At 68.0% G+C, this 24,510-nt stretch carries 21 protein-coding genes and 2 pseudogenes; 7 read left to right on the top strand and 16 right to left on the bottom strand.

All coding sequences use genetic code 11. The annotated features are described in order from the left end of the window. Window positions 1–44: 44 nt before the first annotated feature. Window positions 45–818, bottom strand: a complete 774-nt coding sequence (locus ACWDEX_RS20380; RefSeq protein ID WP_450465037.1) for a polysaccharide deacetylase family protein — start codon at window positions 816–818, stop codon at window positions 45–47. Between the two features lie 813 nt (window positions 819–1,631). Beyond that, window positions 1,632–2,885, bottom strand: a complete 1,254-nt coding sequence (locus ACWDEX_RS20375; RefSeq protein WP_450465036.1) for a cytochrome P450 family protein — start codon at window positions 2,883–2,885, stop codon at window positions 1,632–1,634. A 248-nt stretch (window positions 2,886–3,133) separates the two neighbouring features. Between ACWDEX_RS20375 and ACWDEX_RS20370 the strand changes: the two genes are divergently transcribed. Beyond that, entirely contained in the window at window positions 3,134–3,619 is a 486-nt protein-coding gene (locus ACWDEX_RS20370; RefSeq protein ID WP_450465035.1) for a nuclear transport factor 2 family protein, read from the top strand. 93 nt (window positions 3,620–3,712) lie between these two features. Here ACWDEX_RS20370 and ACWDEX_RS20365 read toward each other — a convergent pair whose 3' ends face one another. Next, complete coding sequence (locus ACWDEX_RS20365) at window positions 3,713–5,209, bottom strand: IMP dehydrogenase (protein ID WP_450465034.1); 1,497 nt, start codon at window positions 5,207–5,209, stop codon at window positions 3,713–3,715. 1,230 nt (window positions 5,210–6,439) lie between these two features. Between ACWDEX_RS20365 and ACWDEX_RS20360 the strand changes: the two genes are divergently transcribed. Beyond that, a complete protein-coding gene (locus tag ACWDEX_RS20360) occupies window positions 6,440–8,482 on the top strand; it encodes an alkaline phosphatase family protein (RefSeq protein ID WP_450465033.1) in 2,043 nt (680 codons plus the stop codon). Between the two features lie 294 nt (window positions 8,483–8,776). Here ACWDEX_RS20360 and ACWDEX_RS20355 read toward each other — a convergent pair whose 3' ends face one another. Continuing rightward, complete coding sequence (locus ACWDEX_RS20355) at window positions 8,777–9,406, bottom strand: LysR substrate-binding domain-containing protein (protein WP_450465031.1); 630 nt, start codon at window positions 9,404–9,406, stop codon at window positions 8,777–8,779. Between the two features lie 69 nt (window positions 9,407–9,475). On the opposite strand from ACWDEX_RS20355, the pseudogene ACWDEX_RS20350 reads away from it, so the two are divergent. Beyond that, window positions 9,476–9,924, top strand: a pseudogene (locus ACWDEX_RS20350) (MFS transporter); the annotation flags it as partial. 156 nt (window positions 9,925–10,080) lie between these two features. Here ACWDEX_RS20350 and ACWDEX_RS20345 read toward each other — a convergent pair. Then, window positions 10,081–10,308, bottom strand: a pseudogene (locus tag ACWDEX_RS20345) (helix-turn-helix transcriptional regulator); the annotation flags it as partial. A 143-nt stretch (window positions 10,309–10,451) separates the two neighbouring features. On the opposite strand from ACWDEX_RS20345, the gene ACWDEX_RS20340 reads away from it, so the two are divergent. After that, on the top strand, window positions 10,452–12,740 hold the full coding sequence (locus tag ACWDEX_RS20340) for a FlgD immunoglobulin-like domain containing protein (RefSeq protein ID WP_450465030.1): 2,289 nt from the start codon (window positions 10,452–10,454) through the stop codon (window positions 12,738–12,740). A gap of 178 nt (window positions 12,741–12,918) precedes the next feature. Next, window positions 12,919–13,317, top strand: a complete 399-nt coding sequence (locus ACWDEX_RS20335) for a hypothetical protein (RefSeq protein WP_450465029.1) — start codon at window positions 12,919–12,921, stop codon at window positions 13,315–13,317. 86 nt (window positions 13,318–13,403) lie between these two features. Here ACWDEX_RS20335 and ACWDEX_RS20330 read toward each other — a convergent pair whose 3' ends face one another. From ACWDEX_RS20330 to ACWDEX_RS20280, 11 genes are all read right to left on the bottom strand, one after another. Beyond that, the gene (locus ACWDEX_RS20330; RefSeq protein WP_450465028.1) at window positions 13,404–13,964 is read right to left on the bottom strand and encodes a hemerythrin domain-containing protein; all 561 of its coding nucleotides are present in this window, start codon (window positions 13,962–13,964) and stop codon (window positions 13,404–13,406) included. A gap of 356 nt (window positions 13,965–14,320) precedes the next feature. Further along, a complete protein-coding gene (locus tag ACWDEX_RS20325) occupies window positions 14,321–14,488 on the bottom strand; it encodes a hypothetical protein (protein ID WP_450465026.1) in 168 nt (55 codons plus the stop codon). Between the two features lie 65 nt (window positions 14,489–14,553). After that, window positions 14,554–14,760 (bottom strand): hypothetical protein, encoded by a 207-nt coding sequence (locus ACWDEX_RS20320; protein ID WP_450465025.1) that lies wholly within the window; start codon window positions 14,758–14,760, stop codon window positions 14,554–14,556. A 31-nt stretch (window positions 14,761–14,791) separates the two neighbouring features. Beyond that, window positions 14,792–15,379 carry a DUF5947 family protein gene (locus tag ACWDEX_RS20315; protein ID WP_450465024.1) on the bottom strand — a complete coding sequence of 196 codons (588 nt, stop codon included), beginning with the start codon at window positions 15,377–15,379 and terminating at the stop codon, window positions 14,792–14,794. Beyond that, entirely contained in the window at window positions 15,376–15,927 is a 552-nt protein-coding gene (locus tag ACWDEX_RS20310; protein ID WP_450465022.1) for a NifU family protein, read from the bottom strand. The genes ACWDEX_RS20315 and ACWDEX_RS20310 overlap by 4 nt, the downstream gene beginning before the upstream one ends. After that, entirely contained in the window at window positions 15,920–17,713 is a 1,794-nt protein-coding gene (locus ACWDEX_RS20305; protein ID WP_450465021.1) for a nickel-dependent hydrogenase large subunit, read from the bottom strand. Before ACWDEX_RS20305 ends, ACWDEX_RS20310 begins: the two co-directional genes overlap by 8 nt. A gap of 37 nt (window positions 17,714–17,750) precedes the next feature. After that, entirely contained in the window at window positions 17,751–18,839 is a 1,089-nt protein-coding gene (locus tag ACWDEX_RS20300) for an NADH-quinone oxidoreductase subunit B family protein (protein WP_450465019.1), read from the bottom strand. Continuing rightward, window positions 18,836–19,381, bottom strand: coding sequence for a hemerythrin domain-containing protein (locus ACWDEX_RS20295; protein ID WP_450465018.1), 546 nt, complete (start codon window positions 19,379–19,381; stop codon window positions 18,836–18,838). The genes ACWDEX_RS20300 and ACWDEX_RS20295 overlap by 4 nt, the downstream gene beginning before the upstream one ends. Then, window positions 19,353–20,939: a hypothetical protein gene (locus ACWDEX_RS20290; RefSeq protein ID WP_450465017.1), complete on the bottom strand. Its 1,587-nt coding sequence runs from the start codon at window positions 20,937–20,939 to the stop codon at window positions 19,353–19,355. The genes ACWDEX_RS20295 and ACWDEX_RS20290 overlap by 29 nt, the downstream gene beginning before the upstream one ends. Before the next feature lie 307 nt (window positions 20,940–21,246). After that, on the bottom strand, window positions 21,247–21,606 hold the full coding sequence (locus ACWDEX_RS20285; RefSeq protein ID WP_450465016.1) for a hypothetical protein: 360 nt from the start codon (window positions 21,604–21,606) through the stop codon (window positions 21,247–21,249). 316 nt (window positions 21,607–21,922) lie between these two features. Continuing rightward, a complete protein-coding gene (locus ACWDEX_RS20280; RefSeq protein WP_450465015.1) occupies window positions 21,923–22,897 on the bottom strand; it encodes a VOC family protein in 975 nt (324 codons plus the stop codon). 25 nt (window positions 22,898–22,922) lie between these two features. Here ACWDEX_RS20280 and ACWDEX_RS20275 point away from each other — a divergent pair, with 25 nt between their 5' ends. Both ACWDEX_RS20275 and ACWDEX_RS20270 read left to right on the top strand, forming a co-directional pair. Further along, the gene (locus ACWDEX_RS20275) at window positions 22,923–23,540 is read left to right on the top strand and encodes a CGNR zinc finger domain-containing protein (protein WP_450465112.1); all 618 of its coding nucleotides are present in this window, start codon (window positions 22,923–22,925) and stop codon (window positions 23,538–23,540) included. Between the two features lie 220 nt (window positions 23,541–23,760). Further along, complete coding sequence (locus ACWDEX_RS20270; RefSeq protein WP_450465014.1) at window positions 23,761–24,471, top strand: hypothetical protein; 711 nt, start codon at window positions 23,761–23,763, stop codon at window positions 24,469–24,471. Window positions 24,472–24,510: the final 39 nt, after the last annotated feature.

Here is a 24,510-nt window from a genome sequence, read left to right as displayed (position 1 = left end):
CCGGGACCTCCAACGCCGTGACCCGACGAGGGCTCGCCCCGGGCTCAGCGCGCCGGGAAGCCGAAGGAGTAGCCCTGCTCCTTGAGCCAGGGGAGAATCCGGCGCAGGGCCTCGAGGGTCTGGGAGCGGTCACCGCCCGCGTCGTGGAAGAGGAGCGTTGGCCCGTTGGGCAGCTCCCGCTCGACGGTGGCGACGATGGCGTCCGTGCCCGGCCGCTCGAAGTCCTTGGAGTCCACGTTCCATCCCAACGGGCGCATGCCCCGAGAGGCGGCAAGCTTGCGGCTGTAAGGGGTGAAGGCCCCGCCGGGTGCCCGGTAGTACATCGGCCTGACACCCCCGGACGCCTCGGTGATCAGGCGTTCGGCGTCGAGTATCTGCTGCGACTGGTAGGCCTGGGACTTGGTGTCCATGGTGGTGTCGTGCGACACCGTGTGGTCGCACAGCCGATGCCCGGCCGCGACCACCTTCTTCACGAGGTCCGGGTGGGCCTGCGCCTGCGTCCCCACCATGCAGAACGTGGCTTTCACCCCGTACTCCCGCAGCACGTCGAGCACCTGAGGGGTCCACACAGGGTCGGGGCCGTCGTCAATGGTGATGTTGACGCCGTGCGCCCCCTTGTCCGAGGCGTGCGCGATGGTCACCGCCACAGGCTTGACGTCACTGCCCGGCGTGGCCGACGCGGCCGGCTTGGGCGACGAGCCGCCCACGGCACCGGCCTGCGCGGTCCACACCGAGGCACCGGCGGCCAGCACCGTCACCCCGAGCGCCGCCCCGACCACCTTGCCGTACCAGACCCGCCCGCCGCCGTGCCGTGCCATGTCCGCCCCACTTCCCCGCAGTTCCTCGCCGATCCTTGGTCGCCGTCCGACCACCTGGCAGGACGAGGGGCGGCGGCCACTGGATGCGTCCGTTACCGATCACGGACAATTCCGGGGGAATTCGCGGACAACTCGGCGCGCAGCGGGCCGGAACCGGGTCGTGTCCCCGGACCGGTCCGCGACAATCCGCGCATCCCGGGCACGTCCGCGTAGCCTGGGACCCGGAGCCGTAGGTCGTGACGGTGCGCCACATATTCCGCCCCGAGGACAGACCTTCGACCAACGGCTACAGCCACGCCGTGGCGGCTCGGGTGCGCTGATCGCGATCGCCGGCCAGGTTCCGGATATGGCTTTGGCCCAGCCAGCTCACTGCTTCAACACAGTGTGCGGGCATCCGGGTCGGGATCGAGGTTGACGCCTGGCCGTGCTCGCGGAGCCGTAGACCGCTCCACCAGCCGACGGAAGCCGCGCAGCCAGGCAGTTGGGGCGGCCGCGCGGCGAGATTCAGCGGCGGCCGCATGGACCACAGGTCACCGGTCACCATCACCCGGCGGCCAAACCCTTAGTGCCCACGCCCACTAAACGGACGGCTTCTGCGCGGTGCAGGCCCTTCGCTCTGCTTCCGGGGCAAGTGCCGGCAGATGTTCTTTGATCCCGCACCTGACGCTTTCGTGGTCGTTGCCCCACCAGGTCGTGACGGTCCCGCAGACCGTGCCACCCGTGCAGGTGAACCGTGGCGGCCTTGCGTTTGAGAGAGCGCGGAGGTTCCGAAACCCGCGACGGACACGGGCCGGGGTGAGCCGGGGAGGCTACTCAGCGCCGGACCGGGCGGACCGGGAGCGCTTCGACGCTGTTGCCGATGAAGCTGCGCTGGCGGGGCAGTTCGGCCTCGGGGACGGCGAGGTCGAGGTCCGGGAAGCGGGTGAAGAGCCGTTCCAGGGCGATCGTGGCCTCGAGGCGGGCGAGCGGCGCGCCCACGCAGTAGTGCACGCCCTGGCCGAAGGAGAGGTGACGGGCCGCGCCGGGACGGGTGACGTCGAAGCAGTCGGCGTCCGGGCCGTGGAAGGCTTCGTCACGCCCGGCGGCGGTGTAGCCGGCGAGGACCGGGGTGCCCTGCGGGATCACAGTGCCGCCGAGGGCCAGGTCACGGGTGGGGTAGCGGAAGGGGAACCAGCTGACCGGGCCGTCCCAGCGCAGCGTCTCGTCCACCACGTCCGACCAGGTGGCCTTGCCCTCCAGGACCAGCGCCAGCTGGTCACGGTGGGCGCACATTGCCCGTACGGCATTGCTGATCAGATTGAGAGTGGTCTCGTGGCCGGCCACCAGCATCAGGCGCATCATGCCGATGAGTTCGGCCTCGCTGAGCCGGTCGCCGCCGTCGTCGCGGACGGCTATCAGGGCGCTGGTCAGGTCATCGCCGGGGGCGGTCCGGCGGGCCGCCGCGATCGTGCCGAGCAGCTCGACGAGCTCGCGTACGGCGGCCATCACCTCCGCCGGGGTGATGTCGGTGGCGACGACCACCGTGTAGGTGAGGTCGTGCAGCCGGTCACGGTGCTCGGGGTCCACGCCGAGCAGTTCGCAGATGACGCTCATCGGGAGCGGGAGCGCGAAGTGGGTGCGCAGGTCCGCGATGCCGTCCGGGTCCGCGGCGGCGGCCCGGCAGAGGTCGTCGAGGAGGCCGGCGGTCAGCTCCTCGATACGCGGCCGAAGCCGCTCCACCTGGCGGGCGTTGAAGGCGTTGCCGACGAGGGAGCGCAGCCGGCGGTGGTCGGCGCCGTCGGCGGTGTGCATGCCCTGGGCGTTGGCGAAGACCCGCAGCGGCCAGTCCTCGGGGATCGTGCCGTCGTTCAGAGCCGGGCAGTGGCGGGCGTCCTTGGCCACGTCGGGGTGGGAGAGGAACTCCTTGAGCGCGTCGTGTCCCAGGACGACCGCTGCGGGCACCCCGCCGGGCAGGACGATGTCCGCAACGGGCCCCCGGGCCCGCAGGTCTGCGTTCACAGCGTGCGGGCAGCCGCCGACGGGGTCGACGACGTGGGCAGGCGTGGGAGCGGGGGTGTGGGAGGACAAGCCGGGACTCCTGACCGTATGAACGAATACCGGCCAACAGTGCGGTGTCAAAGGGCGGTTGCACAAGTCCGTTCCACCGACTGTTTCTGCCGGGTCACATGAGGCCCTTCGGACTACGTCCCTGACAGGCGTGGTCTGTAGGGCCCGGCCCTTTGGGTTCGGCCTCCGGGTAACCGCTGGTGAACTCACCATTCCGCCTACGAGGAAAAGAGTTGTCGGGCAGCGTGGTGCGGCTGATAGTCAGAGGCATGGACAACGAGATGATCGCCCCGGTCGACCGGATGCTTGCGGAACGCGCCTGCGAGCGAATCATCGTGGACTTCGTCCACCGTCTCGACCTCGGCGAGCCGAGCTCAGTGTCTGAGCTGTTCACGCCTGATGGCGTCTGGCACTGGCCCGACGGCGACCGCCGTATCGAGGGCCGTGAGGCCCTGCGTACCTACTTCGCCTCCCGCCCGGCGGACAGGCTCTCACGCCGTCTGATGACGAACATCCTTGTCACGGTGGAGTCCACGATGACGGCCCGCTCCATTTCGTATCTGACGACGTACCGGGTCGACGGCTATACCGGTGGGATGATCGAGCCCCGCCTCCCGACCCAACTGGGCCACTACGAGGACAGGTTCCGCAACGTCGACGGTATCTGGCTCCTCGCGACCCGCACCGTCTTCCTGCCCTTCGGCCGCGGCGCCGGTACGGAGCGACTCCCGACCGCCGACGCGCCCCGCGCATGAACGCGCTCCGCCAAGAGCCTCCTTCAGGATCGGATCCGCCCGCAGGACGCCGGCTACAACAAACGCCAGCGGGCCGCGAAACCCGGCAGCTTGTCAGGAGACCGTCGCCGGGGTGTCCCGCAGGGTGACGTTGGCGTGGCTCTCCTGGAAGCTCTGGTCTGAAACGAGGGTCAGCCGGGCCGTGGACTGGAACTCCGGCAGGGTTTTGGAGCCGCACGAGACCATCGTGGTCTTGAGCTTGGCGATGGTCAGGGCGAGCCCTTCGTTGAGGTCGCCTGCGTAGGGGACGTAACCGTCCACGCCTTCCTCGAAGACCAACCCCTGGCCTCCCTGGCCGTAGCGCTGCCAGTTGCGGGCCCGGTTCGAGCCCTCACCCCAGTACTCCTTCACGAAGCCGTCGCGAGTGGGCAGCTTCGCGCCGGCCGCCTGGTCGAAGCGTGCGAAGTAACGCCCCATCATGACGAAGTCGGCCCCCATCGCCAGCGCCAGGGCCACGTGGTAGTCGTGTACCAGCCCGCCATCGGAGCAGATCGGCACGTACTCGCCGGTGCGTTCGCGGAAGGCATCCCGGGCCGCCGCGACGTCCAGCACGGCGCTGGCCTGGCCGCGGCCGATGCCTTTCTGGTCCCGCGTGATGCAGATGGAGCCGCCGCCGACCCCGACCTTGACGAAGTCCGCCCCCGCCTCGGCGAGAAAGGTGAACGCTTCGCCGTCGACCACGTTGCCGCCACCGACCGGGACCTCCGGATATTGCTTCTTCACCCAGGTCAGAGCCTGCGCCTGCCAGTCGCTGTAGCCGTCGGACGAATCGAAGCACAGCGCGTCCACGCCCGCTTCCAGCAGGGCCGGGACACGCTCCTGATAGTCGTGGGTGTTGATACCCGCACCCACGCGCAGGCGCTTGGCAGCGTCAACGAGCTGGTTCGGGAAGCGCTTGTTGTCCGTGTAGTCGGAACGGAACACCAGATGCTGCAGGTGACCCTCGGTATCCAGTACCGGGAGGCAGTCCAGCCGTTCGTCCCACAGCCGCGCGTTGGCCTCGGAAAGCGTGATATCGAGCCCGGCATGGGCCAGATCGGCGATGGCGGTCATCCGCCCACTGACCGGTCCGTTGAGGTCATGGCGCTGAGGGTGGAAGTCCCGGGAGGTCACCAGGCCGAGCAGACGGCCACTGGCGGTCCCGTCGTGAGTGACCGCGACGGTGCTGTGACCGGTACGGCGCATGACGTCGACCAGAAGGCTCAGGCTGTCGTCGGGGCGGACGTTGGTGTCGCTGGTGACGAATCCGGCCTTGAAGTTCTTCACCTGGCGAACCGCTGCAGCCTGGTCATGGATCGGCTGGTTGTGGTGCAGGAAGCTGAGACCACCGTCGCGCGCGAGCGCGATCGCGAGATCGGGTGTGCTGACGGCCTGCATGATCGCCGACGTGAACGGGGACTGCAGCTCGATCGCCGGCACCTCTCCCGCGATGTGCCGCATCAAGGGCGTGCGCAGGTCAACTGTCGCAGCCGAGCAATCGGTCCGAGTCCGGTTGGGCAAGAGCAGAAACTCGTTGAACGTCCGTGAGAGCTCGGCGATGACCTGTGCCACTCGTTCCTCCTGACCCGGCGGTCGGGGCCCGACTGCCCCGCCGTGAGGATCGCCCCCGTATTCCAGGGCCCGGGCAGGCAGGGATCAGTACGGCAGCCGTGGAGGTGCCACCGACTGCGGCAGAGCCCTGACCGGCCCGTGGATCGAACGGGTGCGGTCGTGACCTGGCACCCTATCGAGTAACTCAGCCGCTGCACGAATCGTGATCCTCACCGGACGCCGCCACTGGTGGCTGCTTCAGGTCCTCGGCCCGGGCCGCGAGATACCCACTGCCTCAGTCGCCGAATCAAATTCCCTCATACCGGCACTCTTCGCAATTCCATGTGAACGAGGAAAGAGCATGATGGAGCGTGAACATGCCGCGGTTTGAGGCAGTTTGACGACCTACAGGTCCTCCAACAGGGCGTTATTGAAACGTCGCCTGCTTCACACAGCCCTGGTTAAACGGTGTCAATCATCACGTCCTCTTTGGCCTGGTTACCTAATCCACCCGGTTGGTACCGTGTTCTTCAATGCCCGATCAACATAGGAATGCCTACAGCGACATCGCATGCCTGTCGCAATCGGTAACCAACCAGTTAAGCGCACCCCGGAGAACGCGGGTGGGCCGGGGCGAGAGGACCAAGCAGCTTGTCCGCAAGAACGGAACGGAACGGAACGCATCCTCTCCCGTATCGCCATCTGCACGGCGCTACTTACCGCGGCTCCATTCGCCATGGTGAGCGGGGCCGCCGCACTGGACGCCACGACGAGCTCCTCAGTCGCGCCGCTGAAATCTGAGGCAGCTACCGCATCAGATGCAGCTTTCACCCCCAACCCTGGCCCGAACGACGCACTGTCGACGAGGCCCGCGGCTGGCCCGGAGAAGGCCATCCTGGCGGCGGCCAGTCGCCCGGTGCCGGGCGCTGGTCCCACGGCCGCGCCGTCGGAGAGGAAAGACACTGCCGGCTTCCAGCAGGTCATCTCACGAAAGGTCCGAGGCGAAGTCCGCCGGCTAAGGGCTGTCCCGTAATCCCTGGCGGGCGCGCGGCGTCAGCTACGGCACCTCGCCGCGTTGTTCACTTCCGCTCGGCCGGGGGCACCTCGCCGCGACGCAGTCCGTTCTCGGAGGTCATGCGGTGGTGCGGCCCATGGACGACGCGCGTCGGTCGCTGTCCCCTGACCCCGCCCTCCACTGCGACGTTTCCTCCCCCTCCCCTTCTCAGCGTTTTCTCCCGAGAGGTCCCACTGATGACGTCCACCATCACCGAACCCGCGTCCTCCGAGAGCCCCCACCGTGAACTCCGAGTCACGCGGCGCAGAGCGCTCCAGACCGCCGCGGGTGCCCTCGGCGCGCTTGCCGTCGGCTCCATCGCCAACGTTGCCGGCGCCACGGACGCGCGTGCCGCCGACTACGTCCTGCCAGAGGATTTCAACGGCGACATGTCCGACCTGAAGCACGTGGTGGTCCTGATGCAGGAAAACCGCTCCTTCGACCACTACCTCGGCCAACTGCCGGGCGCGCGAGGGCACAGCGACAAGCAGGTGCTGAAGTTCCAGGACGGCACCAACGTCTTCCAGCAGCGCGACGCCAACGGCAACATCGTGACGCCGGCCGTCTCAACCGCCACCTGGGGTGACAACCACAGCTTCTACGGCGCCAACGGCGGCCGCTGGAACACCTGGGTGAAGGACAAGGGCGATCACTGCATGTGGTACTACACACCCGACCACATGCCGTGGATGTACTCGCTCGCCTCCCAGTACACCGTCTGCGACATGAACTTCTGCTCGCTGCACGGGCCGACCATCCCGAACCGGTACTACCTGATGTCCGGCACGGCAGGCGGCGAGACCTCCAACGCCGGGCAGAACAACTACACCCGGACCTGGCGGACGGTGCCCGAGCAACTGGAGCAGGCCGGCATCAACTGGCGTGTCTACTCCGACAACAGCGGCAACGGTGTCGGCCGCAGCCTGCAGAGCGGCTTCGTCGGCGAGTACGGCTGCAACGTGACGAACAGCTTCCAGGCGTTCGACCCGCGGATCGCGAGCGAGGAGGACCTCGCGCCGGGCACCGGCAAGATCTGGAAGGCCAACTCCTTCGTCTACTCGGGCGCGACAACGCCCAACGACGACTCCGAGGAGAACCTCGACGCGGTGCTCAGGGACCTCATCGCGGCCTGCAAGCCGGGCGCCGAGCACCCGCTTCCGGAGGTCTCGTGGGTCGTTATGCCAGCGGCGTGGAGCGAGCACCCCAACTTCGACACCGTCCACGGCGAGCGCTACATGAACAAGGTGCTCCAGACGCTGCAGAGCAACCCGGACATCTGGAACCACACCCTGGTGATCATCACCTACGACGAGAACGACGGGAAGTTCGACCACGTGCTGCCGCCGCGCCCCGAGCCGGGCACGGCGGGCGAGTTCTCCGGCACCACCCCCTACGGCTTCGGCCCGCGGGTGCCGATGCTGTTGGTCTCGCCCTGGACGCGCGGCGGCCATGTCGCCTCGGAGGTGTTCGACCACACGTCAGTCGTCAGGTTCCTCGAGACCTGGGCCGAGCACCTGGGTAAGCCGTTCACCTGCCCGAACATCACCGACTGGCGCCGCTCGATCGCCGGTGACCTGACCAGCGCGCTCGACTTCGCCCATCCCCGGCCGGGCCCCGTGGAGATCGCCGATCCGGTCAACGGAACGCCGCCGTCGTTCCCGGAGGGCGGGATGAAGCCACGCGGCCTCTCCTTCCACCCGCACGCCACGCTCACCGAGGACCGCGCCGCCGGCACGGTGACCGCGTCGATGACGCTGGCCGGTGGTCCGGACGGCAAGGCCGTGAGCCTTCAGGTCTTCCCGGACAAGTACCTCGACTTCTCGAACACGCCGTTCACCGTCTCCGCCTCCAACCCGCGCCAGTACGCCTGGGACGCGAACGAGTCCGGCGGGAAGTACGCCTTCTCCGTCTACGGGCCGGACGGTTTCCTGCGATCCTTCGCCGGACAGGTCGTTCCCGTCGGCCGGACCAACGTCGCGATCCCGAGCGTGGACGCTGAACTCGTCACCGGCCCGGACGCCAAGGTACGGCTGACCCTGCGCAACGACGGCAGGCGGGCGATCCAATACACCCTGACAGCGAACGACTACGCCGGCGGGACTCGGCACTACAACGTGGCCGGCGGGAAGTCGATGGTCGTCAACTGGCCGACGAGGCAGGGCTATTACGACGTGGTGATCACCGACAGCGCCGGAACGGGCTGGATGCAGCGGTACGCCGGCCGAGTAGCGACGGTCTGAGGAACCGTTCGAGTGGCGGCCCTTGGTGGGCTGCCGACCTGCCCAGACTGCCGTACGTTGCCCGTTGGTACGCCGGACCTTGGCTGGAAGTTCCGGGGGGATCGCGTGACCGCGGGCGCACAAGGAGACCCTCCCGGCCGGTGGCGGACCGGCCGGGAGAGGTGGTTTCTGCTGTCCGGTGGCGCCGGACGGTTGTTTCGAGGTGCGCTGGGTGAATTCCAAGTGGGAGGAGATGTGCGGGGTGGTGTCAGCAACCGGGCGATGGCGGAGGGAGCCGCGAGCGACGGCGGTCGCCTATGTGAGTGGGCTGCCGACGGACGTGTCGCGCAAGGAAGTCCGGGGATCCGTCCGTGCCACTTCTCTGGCCACCTCGCGTGCGGTTCTGGCGAAGGCCCGCACCGCGCCGGTGGCGTGTCCGGTCCGCCACACCAGGCCGTAGCCGGTCGGCTCCGCGTCTGCGAAGGGTACGTAGGTGACACCGGGGCGGGCGTAGTACGTCTCCGTGTGCGCGGGCGCGAGCAGCGCGCCCTTGCTGCCGGCGACCAGTACCAACGCCTCCTGCATGTTGGTCATGCTGGGGCCGCGGGCGATGGGCTGACCGCTCGGTGTGTGTGCGGGGGCGTGGTGCTCGAGCCAGTAGTCGGGTACGTTGCCGACGATCGTGAGCAGTGGTACGTCGGCCAGGTCCTCCAGGGACACCGAGTCTCGGGCGGCGAGCGGATGGGCCGAGTGGATCGCGAGGATGCGCTCCTCTGCGAGCAGCGTCGGGCCCTTACCCAGATCCTCATCACGCACCGGGAGTTCTGCGATCTGGATGTCGAACTCTCCCTTGCGGAGCTGACCGTACGGATCGGCGAGGGGCACCTCACAGATCTCCACGGCGAGCCTGGGGTGGCTGACGCGCAGTGCCTCCGCCGTCTTCATGACGATCTCGCCGGTCAGCGGGTTCGAGAAGCCGACATGCAGAACGGTGTCGATGCCGCGCGCGGTGGTGGCGGCCCGCTCCAGGGCAGCCTCGTGTCGTACGCCCTGTTCCTGCCGGTCGGTGCCGACTGGACCTACCCGGCGATGTTTCCCAGCCTGCTCACCCTCGGTCTCGCCTTCTCCCTCGCCTACGGCCCGGCCCTCTCACCATCGTCGCCACCGAGGGCGTCAAGGAGGAGGAACAGGGCTTGGCCGGCGGACTGCTCTACACCTCCTTCCAGTTCGGCGCTGCGATCGGCCTTTCCACGGTCACCGCCGTCAATGTCTCAGCCACCGCATCAACGTCACCGGCCGCCCTGCTCGACGGCTACCAGGCGGCCCTGTGGGTCCCCCTCGCCGCGGCCCTGCTCGCCGCGTTGATCAGCGCCCTCGAGCTGCGCACCCAGCCGACGCCCACGGTGGCCGCGGCGGGCGAACCCGTCGGCCAAACCACCGGCGAACTTCCCGTCTCTCACTGATTCCTGCGTCGGCAAGGAGACCTCATGCTCACCACCAGAACGACTACGGGGGCAACTGAGCTCGGGCCGACCTGGACCGGGGGCTCAGCCCGGAGGGTGATCAGCAGGCCGTCGTGGGCACGGCCACGAGTCCGAGGAGGCTCACTCAGCGGGTTGGCGGAGTCGAGCGGGCGTAGCGGTACGCGAGCCGGCGGAGGTGGGTGACCAGTCCCCGCCGGGCAGGTCGCGCGGGGCGAAGCGCGGTCCGGTCGGGGTGCGGGGCTGGATCCGGTCGACCCTGAAGGTCCGCCAGTCCTCGCGCTCGACGTCCCACGCCACCAGGTACCAGCGCCGCCCCCAGTTCACCGCCCGGTGCGGCTCCACGACGCGCCGGGTGGAGGAGCCGCGACCACCCTCCGGGACGAGTGCCGTGACCTTCCACACACCACGAGTCGCACACGCCCTACGCACAACTCCCCCACACCCACGTATGGTTACTGCGGTTTGCGTGAACGTGCCTGTAAGCAGCCAGACTTGGGGGGGGTCAGGTGTCCGATCACCTGCGCACGATCAACCGTATCCGGAGTATCCGGAGTATCCGGAGCACCCGCCGTACCGCCGCCGCCTTCGCCGCCGTGCTCACCGCCACGCTGACAACCGCGGTGTCGACGACGGCTCACGCGGCTGAAACGACCGAGGTGCTCATACCCGCGCCCGACGCCTACCGGGACGGCCCCGAGACGGTGCTGGCGACCGGCGGCCAGGGCGTACTGCACCGCGAGGGCGGCGGTTACCTCTGGACGACGACGTACAACCGCAGCACCAGGCCTGTCCCGGCCCTTGACGGCGTACCGCAGGACGCCATCGTGCCCACCCATGACGAAAACAACCGTGTCAACTACCTCAAGCCGCGCGAGGACGGCGGCACGGACGTCGTACGCGTCGGCGTCGAGGATCCCAGATTCACCAGCACCATCAGCCTGCCGTCCGACTACCTCAACCCGCGTGTGGCCAACGGCTGGGTACTGGTCACCGTCGACCAGGGCGACGGAACGTACCAGTTGCGTGTGGCGCGCGGTGGGGACCCGGGCAGCGACCCCGTCGTCAAGCTACCCGCCGGCGCCACCACCGGCGCCGAGCCCGAACTGCTCGGCGCCTACTACAACCAGCTCGTCATCGGCTACCGCGCCGCCGACGGCACTCCGGGCTACGGCATCCTCACCGCGTACAACGGCACGGTCACCCCGCTGCCCGTGACCGGCGAGGCAAGCAGCTTCCGCATCACGCAGACCACCGTCAGCTGGTTCTCGCGCAGCGGGGAGCCGGGCGTGCGGGTCATGCCGCTGGGCAGCAAGGACGCCCCGCGTTTCGTGCCACTCACCACGCAGTCCCCCGACAGCAAGGTGACGTCCTTCGTGGTGGGCGACAACGTGCTCTGGTACGAGGGCGACGGCGACCCACTGCACCTGACGCCGTTCGGCGGGCCGGACAAGGAGCGGAACCTGCTGAGCGATGTCGAGCAGGTGTACCTGCGCAGCGAGGGCACAGGTTCGCTGGTCGCGCTCGGCAAGAACGCCGACGGCAAGCGCGCCGTGCACCTGTTCAGCATCGACGGCCTTGGCCTCGTCGACGACCTGTCCCTGCGTCAAGTGCCCCGGATCAAGACGGCGGACGGTGCGATCGACGCGCTGAGCCTGGACCGGGGCAAGCTGCGGTACGTCAGCTCCCTTGCCGGGACACCCACGTTGCACGGCAAGGACATCGGCACCGGGCTCGAGCCGGCCGACGGCCCGGCGCTCACCGACTTCCCGGGCCTGAAGGCCGGCCGCTTCGCCGACGGCACCGACGAGGGCCTGGCCCGGCTGGTCGCCGACCCGGACACGGGCAAGGACGTGCTGGTGACCGGCGACGACCCCAAGCACCCCACGGACAGCTTCCCGCTGCCGGCCGCGAACGGCCGGATCCTCGGCACGGCGCCGGAGTTCGTGCTGTACGAGGCGGGCGGAACGCAGTACGTCGTGGACACCGCCCGTGACCTCATCACCCGTGAACAGCCGACGCAAGCCGCTGTGTTGAACCAGAAGCGGCTGTTCAAGTCGGCGCCGAAGAAGCCCGGCATCGTGAACGTGGTCAACGCCCGCACCGGCTCCCTGACCGACACCATCGACTTCGGCACCGCCTGTGTCCCGAACGAACTGCAGAGCAGCGGCACCCTGCTGTACTGGAGTTGCGCTACGCAGAACACGGCGGGCGTACGCGACCTGGCGACCGGGCAGACCTTCCCCGCACCGGCGTCCGAGGTCCTGCTCGGCGACCACTTCCTGGCCCACCGCGAGGCATCCGGCGAGCTGCGCCTCACGGGTCTGCAGACGGACGGCTCCACGGCCGACCTGGGCACCGTCACCGGCCTGAAGCAGCCTGCGGACGGCGACGGGCGCGGCACCACCTGGACCCTTGACGCGGCCGCGGGCAAGCTCTCCTGGGTCGACGCGGACGACACCGTCCACGTCACCGCGCCGCAGCACAACGTCTCCGCGCTGAGTGTCGCCCGCACCGCCGCACCCGCCACGGCGTCCGGTGAGTGGGCCGCCGCATGGTGGCTCTCCAAGCCCGCGAAGTCCTGGCAGATGACGCTCACCAGTCGCGCGACCGGCGAGGTCGTCCGCACCTGGACCGGCAAGGACACCCGCAGCGCGGTACGGGTCAACTGGGACGGTGCGTCCGAGTCGGGCACCCCGGTGGCGACCGGCGGCTACACCTGGCGGCTGACCGCCACCCCGGCAGACGGCACGGGCGCAGACGTGACGGTTACGGGCGTCGTGAAAGTCACCGGCTGAGCACCACAGCACCTGACTCCGGTCCCTTCCTCGAGCCACCCCGGGGAAGGGACCGGAACCTTGTGCGGACTCCATTCGGGTGAACAACACCCCGTGCTGTGAGTCTCGACCAGTGCATGGCTGTTGACTGGCCGTGGACCTCGGGCTTACCAGGAGGATCGCCATGCTTGGCAGGGCCATGCTTGCCGCCACCGCGCTCGCTGCGACCGCGCTGACCGCTCCGGCAGCGCTTCCCGACGCGCATGCAATGCCACAGGGCACCCTGACACTGTCGAACATCGACAACGGGAAGGTTTTCGGCATCCCAACCCGCAGTCGGATCACAGTTCACCTCCGCGGCGCAAAGGCAAGCAGCGGTCAAAGGTGGGTGTGGTCTGAGCCCGACACCTCGAACCGCAATGCGCTGAAGCGGATTGACGCCCGCACCACGCCGGATGGCGACGCCATCGCCCATTTCACGGCCGTCGCTCCCGGGCGGAGCGACATCACCGCGGTCCAACGATGCCGACCCACAGCTCCGGGACAGCTCTGCCCGTTCATCGAGAAGTTGTTCAGGGTTACCATCAACCTCCACTGACTCGCCCTGCGCGGGCGCCGGGACCGCACCGACCACCTGCGGTCCGGCCGCGGTGCCTGCCCCAAGGCCGCTATGGGAGGGGCCGGTCAGGACCTGCCGCGGCCGGTGACGAAGTCGCGGGCCCTGTCGACCAGGCCGGCGCCCGGTGCGAGGAGCTTGTTCGCGGGCGGAGTGTCCGGGGCGGCGGGGTGCGGGCGGGTGGGGGCCATGGCCTTGGCCCGCCGGATCTTTTCGCCGAGATCGTCGAGCGTCTCGGATGAGCAGGCCTGACGCAGCAGCGGGAAGAGGTTGTTCTCCTCGTCCTCGACGTGGGTGGTCACCTCCTCCATGAGCTGCTGCAGCAGCGGTCTCATCTGGGGGTCGTCGGTCTTCGTCTTCTCCAGTTGCTTGAGGAGCTTCTCGACACGGCTGTGATCCTCGACCTCCTTGTCCGCCATCCGGTCGCCGCCCACGACATGCTCGCGAACCGCCGGGTACAGGTACTGCTCCTCGGCGACCGAGTGCCGAACCAGCTCGATGGTGACCTCGTCGACGAGATCACGCAGCTCCTGGCCTTGGCTGGTCGTGGTGCGGATCCTGCCGAAGATCTCTTCGACCTCCCGGTGGTCGGCCATCAATTCTTCGATCACATTGTCCTCTTGCCCCATCGTGCACCTGCCTCTCATGGTCCTGTCAGGGCCGGGTCCGGCCCACCCTGTAGACACTGAATCCCCCGTCGGCAGCCCATGCCGGGGTCGGCCTGACAGGGCTCACCCGATCGGCTGCCAGCCTGAGATCGCGCAGGCCTTCGAGGCATCCTGCGCAGTAGACCCCCTCGATCTGCTTCTTACAGGAACACTCGGCGATGACCAGTCCGCATCGGCGCCACGGACCGCAGGCAGCAGTGCCTGCTCGCCGCAGTCCATGGAGATCTTGTACTTGCCCGACTCGGCGACCGGCCGATCCCCGGTGTGTTCGCCTGCCTGGATCGAACGTTGGTCGCAGTCGTCGTCCGGGCCGTTCCTCAGCGGGGATACCGGGAGCCGGCCCGGAATCCCACCATCCGCCAGATCCTGACCTCGCGCATTAGTCCGGGCATCTCTCGCGCCATCAGCACCACTGCCAGGCCGCCCACGATCAGTGCCTGCGCGATCAGTACACGTTTCGCTGTGATCCGCACACGTCTCGCCATGTTCCGTGCTCCTTCGGTCGTCTCCAGTGCGCGCCCGGTGCGGGCGCGCATTCCTGGTCGATGTGTCAGCCCGGGGGAAGGCTCGGCATGATCTTCATGATCGCGTTGTGCTTCTTCCAGTGAATCCCGGTGGAACGCCGGGCGTCGGCGGTCCCGTCCCTGTGGTGTCCGGGCTGACGGTGGTAGGGGCCTCTGTTGCCCTGGTGCACTCCGGCCACGGTTCTCGACATGTCCGGTTTCGCCTGCGGTTTACCTACTCGGATTCGGCCCATGTCCTCTCCTCACGGTCCTGACGGACGGTTCCTACGGTCGTTCGGTCAACCCTCCGAAGAACTCCTCGATCGCGGGCCACACCCGGTCCCCGCCGGACAGGCCCCGCCACTCCCCCCGAACGACCGCTACCAGGCGGAAGCAGTCGTCAATCGGGACGATCCAGTGGTGCTTCGCGGCGTGGGTGGTGTTGACGAGCAGCGCCTCCACATCGGGTTCGAGGGTCGCGAGCGTCGGGCAGCCGGAGACGGCGTCACGCCAGGCCGACGGATCCGCCTCCCAGCGCGTGGCCCCGGCGGGGCTCGGGTAGTGCGCGCTCACGGTGCCGTCCGCGTGTGCCACGAAGAAGGCGAGCCCGACCGGTACACCGAGCGCCCGGGTCGCGACCGGAGGAAGCCGCACCCGCCGCGTCGGCACCAGCCGGTACCGCCCCTCCGCGGCTTCGTCCCTGACGAACAGCAGGGAGCAGGCCTGGCAGGCACACAGCACCGCCTCCCGTTCCGCCTCCAACAGGTGCCGGTGTCCGGGTGGCACCTCGGCACCGCACAGGTCGCACCGCTCCGTGTCCACACGTCGTTTCGCGGCGGAGCGGATGACGCGGGCCAGCGCGCCGGAGGTCATGCCCGCTCCCCGGCGGTGGCGGGGCGCAGAGTGAGAGCTTCCACCGGGACGAACGCGGGCTGCCGTCCGTCGTCCCCCGGCACCCGTTCGACGCCGGAGAGTTCGGGAGCCAGCGCGAGCACGGCCTCACGCACCGCCTCCTCGATACCGGCCGTGGAGGAACCGCACCCCTTGGCGGTCAGCCGCACCCGGGCCACTCCCCCTTCCACGCCCGTCAGTTCGATGTCCCCGCCGCGCGCCCGCACCGCCGGGCGGAGGCTCTCGACAGCGCGCGCGGCACGGCGCTCCGGTGATTCGGGGTGGATGTCGTGCAGCACCATCAGATGCCCGACAAGGTCGTCGTCGGCCATGAGCCCGGCCGGACCGGGGCCGACGAGGTCCAGTACCCGGGCCAGTGCCTCCCCGTAGACCTCGGTCAGGGTTTGCAACGCCTCGATCGCCGCTCCGGTCATCGGGCCCGGAGCGTCTTCGATCTGTTCGAGCAGCCGGTCGATGCGGGACAGTCGCTCCGCTACCGCCGCTTCGTCCAGCCGTGGGGTGTCAGCCACCTGCGGCTCCGAACATGGGCGAGTGCAGTTTGGTCAGCGTGTTGCCCTTGCCCAGATACATGTGCACACCACAGGGCAAACAGGGGTCGAAGCTGCGGACGGTGCGCATGATGTCGACGCCCTTGAAGTCGTCGGGGCCGTTCTCCTCGAAGATCGGCTGGCCCTGGACGGCGTCCTCGTACGGCCCCGGAGTGCCGTAGATGTCCCGGGGGCTCGCGTTCCAGGGAGTCGGCGGATACGGGTGGTAGTTCGCGATCTTCTTGTCCTTGATGACCAGGTGGTGCGAGAGGACACCGCGAACCGCTTCGTGGAATCCGCAGCCGATCGCTTCGTCCGGCACTTCGTAGTTCTCGAAGATCTTGGTGTCGCCCGCGCGGATGTGGGTCATCGCCCGCTCCAGGAAGTGGAAGGCCATGGCGGCGGCGTACGCGACGAAGTACGGCCGGGCCCGGTCGCGCTCGATCGTGTTGCTCCACTGGGGGACCTTCCACTCCAGTGTCATCTCCGGCAGTTCCTCGCTCTTGGGCAGCGTGATCCGCACGCTGTGGCCCGTGGCCTTCACATAGGGAGTGTCCACCAGTCCGTTGAGCGCCGTCGACCACAGCCGGGCCAGGGGGCCTCCGCCGGTGTCCAGCGCGAGGTGCCTGTCGCTGGACTTGTCGTACCAGCGGGGGCTCATCACCCAGCTGTACTTGTCGTCGAAGTTGCGCTTCTGCGGCACCGGGACCGTCGTCTGGTTCCAGGGGTGGTGCATGTCGACCGGGTTGCCCAGCGGGTCGTGCGTGACGAACGGCTCCTCGCCCACCCAGTCCTCGTAGTACGAGCTGCCCAGCAGGATTCTCATGCCCAGGTTGATGTCCACGAGGTCGTTGGTGAGGACCTTGCCGTCGACGATGATGCCGGGGGTGACGAACATGCTCCTGCCCCAGTCGCCCATCGACTCGTAGCGGTAGTCGACGACATCCGGGTCCTGCCAGGCGCCCCAGCAGCCCAGCAGGATACGGCGGCGCCCCACCTCCTCGTAGCCGGGAAGGGCCTCGTAGAAGAAGTCGAAGACGTCGTCGTTCATGCTCACGGACCGCTTGACGAAGTCGAGGACCCTCAGGAGCCGTGAGAGGTAGTCGGTGAACGTGGTCGGCTCCGGCATGGTGCCGACCCCGCCCGGATAGAGGGTCGAAGGGTGTACGTGACGCCCCTCCATCAGACAGAACATCTCCCGCGTGATCCGGCTGACCTTGAGCGCCTGCTTGTACATCTCGCCCTCGAACGGGTTGAAGGCGCGCATGATGTCGGCGATGGTCCGGTAGCCGTGGATGTGGCCGTTACGCGCCTCGGTGCGCTCCGCCTTGGCCAGCAGGCCCGGGTTGGTGGCCTTGACCATGGCCTCGCAGAAGTCGACGAAGACCAGGTTGTCCTGAAAGATGGTGTGATCGAAAAGGTATTCGGCGGCTTCGCCGAGGTTGGTGATGGTCTCGGCGAGCCAGGGCGGTTTGACCCCGTAGGCCATCTGCTGGGCGTAGTTGGAGCACGTGGTGTGGTTGTCACCGCAGATGCCGCAGATGCGCGAGGTGATGAATCCGGCGTCGCGCGGGTCCTTGCCCCTCATGAACACCGAATACCCCCGGAACAAGGAGGAGGTGCTGTGACACTCCACCACCTCCCGGTTCGCGAAGTCGATTTTCGTGTAGATGCCCAGGTTGCCGATGATCCGGGTGATCGGATCCCAGGACATGTCCACGAGTTGCGCCGGTTTCCGCTTCGTGGACCGGGCCTCGGTTGCCGTCATGGTCTTGCTTACCTCGCTCTCTTTGCGTCGACCTGCTTCATGAGCGCCAGTACGGGTCGTAGCCGCTGGTCAGCTCTTCCCGGTTGTGGCGCCACTTCGGCTCCCGGTTCACCGCGATGTTGGTGATCCCGCGCAGGCGCCGGATGACGGCTCCGTAGGGCCTGATGAGGGCCGAGGAGAAGGTGGCTCCGGTCGGCTCGTCCATGAACGGCATGAACGCGTCCGGGAAGCCGGGCATGGTGCAGCCGATACAGATGCCTCCGACGTTGGGGCAGCCGCCGATGCCCGCCATCCAGCCGCGCTTGGGCACGTTGCAGTTGACCACGGGGCCCCAACAGCCCACCTTCACCTGGCACTTCGGCGAGTTGTAGTCCCTGGCGAAGTCGGCCTGCTCGTAGTAGGCGGCCCGGTCGCATCCCTCGTGGACCGTCTTTCCGAACAGCCACTGCGGGCGCAGCATGTGGTCCAGCGGAGGCGGCGGCGCGGAACCGGCCGCGTGGTAGAGCACCCATGTCAGGGTCTCCATGAAGTTCTCCGGTTGGATCGGGCAGCCGGGCACGTTGACGACCGGCAGTGCGCCCTGCGACTTGAAGTCCCAGCCCAGGTAGTCGGCAAGACCCATGCAACCTGTCGGATTGCCCGCCATCGCGTGGATCCCGCCGAATGTGGCACAGGTGCCCGCGGCGACGACCGCCCAGGCCTTGGGAGCGAGACGATCGATCCACCAGTTGAGGGTCAGTGGTTCGCCGGTGTCCGGGTCGTTGCCGAACGACGTCCAGTAGCCGTCGCCCTCGATGATGTTCTGGTTCGGGATCGATCCTTCGATCACGAGGATGAACGGTGCCAGATCGCCCCGGGCCGCCGCGCGGAACGGCGCGAGGAAGTCCTCGCCTCCCATGCTGGGGGAAAGCACCTTGTTGTACAGGTGCACCTTCGGCAGACCCGGGACGATACCCGCCACGATGTCCTCGATGGCCGGCTGCCCGGAGGCCGTCATGGACACCGTGTCGCCGTCGCAACTCATGCCCTCGGAGATCCAGAGGATGTGGATCTCGTCGAAGCCGTTCCTCTTCTCGGCCCGTGAGGTCTCCTGACTGACTTCGGTGGTTCCGCTCTGGACGGTCATGTCCTCGGCCTCCTTTGCAGTCGGTCCCGGAATCGGTCGTAGGCGGCTGCCGCCGGTCCGACGAGCGTCAGCGCGGGAGGCTTGTCCGGGGCGTTCGGGTGCGGTCGGGTCGGCGCGCTCTGCTTGGCGAGGGCGATGAACCGGCCCAACTGGTCCAGCTCGTCCTGGGAGACGGCGTCACGGAGTTTCGGCATCAACTCGCCCTCCTCTTCGCGCATGTGTTCCTCGATCTCCCGGTGCAGTTGCCCCATCAGTTCGTCCGTGCGGTCGTCGCCCGTGGACAGCCGGTCCAGTTCCAGCAGGGTCTTCTTGACCTCCTTGTGCTCGGCCAGATGTTCGTCGATCTCCTGGCCGCTGTTCGGAAGAACCTTCCTGGCCAGCGGATAGAACATCAGCTCCTCCAGCGCCGCGTGCTTGGACAGCTCGCGGATCAGCGTCTCGACCACGGCTCTGCGCTGGTGGTCGGAAGCGGCGGAGTGATAGTCGCGGAACAGTTGCTCGACCATCCGGTGGTCATGCTTCAACAACTCGATGGCGTCCATCGCACCCTTCCTCGCCCGGTCCGGTGGCCGGCCGTTCGTCCGGTCCGGTGTCCAGCGGCCGTACCTCGTCTGGGCGGAAGTACAGGTAACGGCCGTACCAACGGTGGAGTTCGGCTGCCGGATCGTCCTCGAGCGTGACCGCGAGGTGCGGGCTGCCGTCGACGTCCTGACGGACGGCCGCCACCAGGGCGGTCCGCCCGGCCAGGAACATGTCCTGCGCGTCGGCGCCCCGGCCACGCGGGCGCAGTCGCACTCTGCTGCCGCCCCCCACCGCGACACCGTCGATCAGGACGCTGTCCGTGGCCGGTGACAGGCCGTCGTCAGCGCCCTCCTGCCACCATGGGAGAGACGTCCGCGGTGGGGCGACCTCCTCGGCTGGGCGTGCGGCGGAGTGAGTGGACGGCTCGGGGGCCTGTGGCGGATCCGCCGAGGGGCGGTCGGGCGTCTTGAGGCAACCCGCGGAGGGACTGACGCGGGCAGGGGACGGCGACAGGGAGCGGACGGCACCGTGCAGCCGCTCGAACACCTCGGGCGGCATGGTCTCCACCCGGTCAAGAATCTCCGCGGCCCGTGGATCGGTGGCGCGCGCCTCACGCTTCTCTTCATCCGTCAGCAGAAGCGTCCGCAGGGTGAGGATCTCGTCGATCTCCGCGGCATCGTGCAGGTCACCGGGGCTCTCGGGGGCCACCTGTGGATGGTCGGGAAGGATGATCGGTGCCGACAGGACGAGGCCGTCCGATCCCTCGTCGCCGGCGAGCACCGGGAACGTGTGCAGGTTGACGCAACCCGCCACCTGGGCCGTGAACTCGTCGGGCGGGTCGATCGAGGAGAGGAAACTCAGCCCGTCACCGCCGATGAACGTGTGCGTCGCGACGAGCGCGTGACGCAGGGCCTCGTCGCGCGACGCCCCGGGCGACGTGGAGCGGTCGATGTTCTCCGTGCGCACCCGCAGCCGGTGGACCGAGCCGGGCCCGGTGAGCCGTTCGGCGTGCAGCGTGGTGCGTGCCTCGATCGGATACCACCGATGCACCAGGCGTCCCGCACCTCCGGCAAGCGGCTCGGTCTCCTCACCGCCCCGAGCACCGACAGCGAAGAGGCGTTCGCCCGTCAGCAGATCCGCAAGCGGTACGACAAGGTCGTGCTCGCGCGGCACGGCCTCCTCGAATGCCAGATGGACGACCCCGGCGGCCTCGAAGGACTCGACGGGCACATATCGGCCGTCGTCTTCCCGTCGCTCCACGCTCCTGTGCCGCACCTGGAGATAGCGCACGCGCACGTGCACCACGGCGCCGGGTTGCGCTCGCAGCAGGCACTCGGTCTGCTGCTGCCAGGACTCGACGGACCCCGAGACGCCCGGTACCACGGTGCCCTGTGCCTCGACCCAGGCGCGGGGCGCGAGGATGCCGAACTGCCAGCGCACCCGGTTCTTGGGCGAGGAACGCCGGTACGGATAGAGGAGATACCCCTCGTACAGGACAGCATCGGCCACCGCGCACGCCTGTTCGAACGGAGGACTCGCAGGTCGCGCCCTCCCGGGCTCAAGGGCCGGGTCGCTCACGCTCGCTCCTCGCTCGTCGCTCGTCGGCTGGATGACTTCACCGCGCCCCAATGTTCACACTGTTTGTCTTGATATGCGCGTATTAGACGCATGAGGGTGACGTGGCTCAGGCGCATCGGAGTGAGTAGCGCCTCGACTGCCATCCGACCCGTCGACCCATGGCGATGGCGGACAGCCACGCCCCGACAACCGGCTCTGCCTCAGCCATCCGAAGACCAAGGCAAGCCGTGACCGGGTGAGTCCCTTCCCGCGCGTTGCCTCCCCGAGGCAACCTGGACACGACCAGGAGCGCGCGGCGACCGGGACCTCAAACTTCCTCATCCATACCGATGGCCCGGCGAAGATCTTCCTGCGCCTTAGCCGCCTCACCCTCACCCTGTTCCAGGAGTGCCGCGGCGATCGCGTCCAGCTTCCGTTGAATCGCATGCTCGGCACGCCGCTCCGCGTTCTTGAGCAAGGCAAGCAGCAGCAGGGTCACAGAAGTCATCAGCTCCCCGGCCAGCAGCAGCAACGGGACGGACAGCCGCGCAGCGTGCGCCGCGATGAAGAAACCGACCAGCACCAGGCACACCACGTAGAACACCGGCGAGCTGGTGAAGTTGGACGCGGCCTCGGAGAACCGCTCGAACCGCCCCTTTCCCCCCACGGCGGGATGCCGAACGACCATGATCTCTGCCTCCTGAGAACGGAGTGGAGTCACGATCGAGTGCCCGCAAAAGATGCCGCGGACACGGGGAAGCAGCATCCCGGAAGGCAGCTGCGCCCGCCCCGGCAGGGAACCGCGAGGCGAACCCGCCAGGGCGGTTACGTACCGCGCATCAGCTACTGATGACGGGTGGCGGGCCCGGCAAGACACACCGCGAAGCCATTCGCCGCCTCAAGCACTTCCATAGGTGCATCCAGGGCGGCTGCCTCCACCTCGGAACCACCACTGCAGCAGCCCGGCTCATCCGGCATCGCACACATGATCGGCCGGAAAGCTCCTAGTTGTGGAGCTCCCCGGCGCCAGGGCCGTAGGTGCTGATCTCGATCAGGTTGCCGTCGGGGTCCCGCAGGTAAGTGCTGGTGATCGGACCTTGGGCGCCGGTGCGCGGCACGGGTCCTTCCTCTACACGGACATCACAAGCGGTCAGGTGCTGGAGGAGCTGACTCTGGGGCAGGTCGGTGAGCAGGCACAGGTCCGCGCTTCCAGGTGTAGGGCGGGCGGCGCGCGGCAGGAGTTCGCTACCGACCTCATGCAGGTTGATCTTGCTGGTTCCGAAGGCAAGGGCGCGGCGCCCTGCCGCGAAGGTGACCGGCCGCAAACCGAGGACCCGTTGATAGAAGTCGATGGTCCGCTCGATGTTCGTGACGGTCAGTACCAAGTGGTCGAATCCCGTGATCCGCACTGGCGAGGCAGACCATCCCAGCCGTTTTGTACAGGCGTTGCGGGCAGCAGTGGAGAGCAGGTCGGCGGAGCGGGTGAAAATCCGGTAGAGCTCCGCACCGTAGCGTGAGGCCAATTCGTCGTTGTGGGCCATCACATCGAGTTCATTGGCGGCGGTGATCTCCATGAATGCGCGCAAGTCCGCTTCGTTCGGCACGTGTTCGGTGCCGGTGAAGCGGTCCCGGAAGACGACCGGCTGGGCGGCTCCGAGTTGCGGGTAGACGGCACCACGGTCGCAGCTGGCGTACAGGTAGACCAGGGCTTCGGCTCGGTCGCCGATCAGCTCGGTCAGCAGGTGCCGTTCGGTGGCCGACTGTAGCCACTGGTCGAAGCCATCGGTTCCGTATGTCGCGTGGCACAGCCCGGCCATCTGGATCACGGGATCCGCCCCCCAGTCCGCGAGCAACCGCCTTACGCGACCCAGGTGCTCCAAGAGCGTGCCGCCAGGATGGGGCATGTCGGCGGCACCCCGGTCGCGCAGGAAGCTTTCGACACGAGACCACTGCGATGCTGGTTCAAAGTCATCAGCCACAGTCACGAGTTATAGTCGTGACGTGATGGTGCAGGCAACCCCACCGGGCGAGATCCCCGCTGAGGAGTTCGCGTTCAATTTCCGCTCCGGTCGCCTCTGTCTCGCGTTCGTGGCCACAGTGGGCGAACGCTGGCGTGACAATCACGAACGTCTACGTCGGCCTTCTGATCTCGGGCGGTGGTGCCGGGAAGCGGGCCTACTGGACGAGCCCGTGACGGTCACGTCTCGCGACCTCGCGGAAGCGCGGGAACTGCGTGAGGCGATCTACCGGCAGGCTCAGCGAGTGATCAGTGGTCGACGGGAGGCTCGCCGGGACGAAGCACTGATCAACTCGGCTGCCGGCGCCCCACCACTCGTCCCCGTCCTGCGATCCGGACGTGTCCACCTGACGCTCCCGCCCTCCGAAGCCGGGCAAGCCGTCCTCAGCACGCTCGCTCGCGATGCGATCGACCTGTTCGGCAGCAGCGCCTGTGGACGTATCCGGGAGTGTGCCAGCCACGAGTGCGGACTGCTCTTCGTCGATACCAGTCGACCGGGCAAGCGCCGCTGGTGCTCCAGTTCGGCCTGCGGCGGGAAAGAGCGGGCCGCCGCCTACCGTCGCCGCAAACGCATCGAGCCGGAGGGCGAAAACCCTGAGACTTGAAGCATCGGACCGACCCGATTTCCATGCCCAACGCTGTTCAGCCAGCGGGGGGCTCGTTGTCAAGGCCGGTAGGCAGAGCAGCGGAGCTGCCGTAGAAGTGAGCGGGTGTTCTCATGACGGGTCGCCGGGCGAGGCCGCCCACCAGGCAGCAAGCAAGCAAGCAAGCAAGCAACAGAAAAGCATTCGACCACTGGCCCGTCACGGTCCATGATCCGTACTCGTGACGATACCGAAGCAGCTCATAGTCCGTGCCGCCGCCCGCAACAACGCCGAGTGGTGTGCAACGATGAGCCGTTCGCACGGCCTGGCCGGCGAGTTCGACCCGCAGGCTTGGGCAGCTCCGGCCCGCACGCCGCAGTACTACCCTGACGCGGTGACGCTCGTACCGGGCGCCGACCCGGCCACGCTGGCGGCCCGGATCGACACCACCACACCCGGCGCCTCCGTCAAGGACAGCTTCGCCGATCTCGACCTCACAGAGGCCGGCTTCCATGTCCTGTTCGAGGCACAGTGGATCCATCGCCCGGCGAGCGCGCCTGCCGTCGCCTCGGACCTGGCCTGGCATGTGGCGGGCGACCCGGACACACTGCGCGCCTGGGCGCTGGCCTGGGACGACGGGGACGACAACGCGGACCTGTTCCGGCCCGAACTGCTTGACGATCCCGCCACCTTCGTACTCGCCGGACGGTCCGTCAGCGGCCGGGTGGTGGCCGGAGCGGTGGCGAGTCGCAGCGACCAAGTGGTCGGAATCTCCAATGTCTTCGCACTGGACCGAGGGCCTGACGCAGCTTGGCCAGTCGTACTGGACGCAGTGCACCAACTGTTCCCCACCCTTCCGGTGGTCGGCTACGAGCACGGCGATGACCTCGAAGCCGCCATCCGCCACGGCTTCGAGCCGGTCGCTCCACTGCGGATCTGGCTGCACGGCTAGTCCTTACGGCACCGGATCAGCTCCGCAGCGCCATGGCGG

The sequence above is a fragment of the Streptomyces sp. NPDC001020 genome, assembly GCF_053599115.1.
The sequence above is the reverse complement of the archived record's forward strand: the minus strand, read 5'-3'. Positions and strand labels throughout refer to the sequence as shown.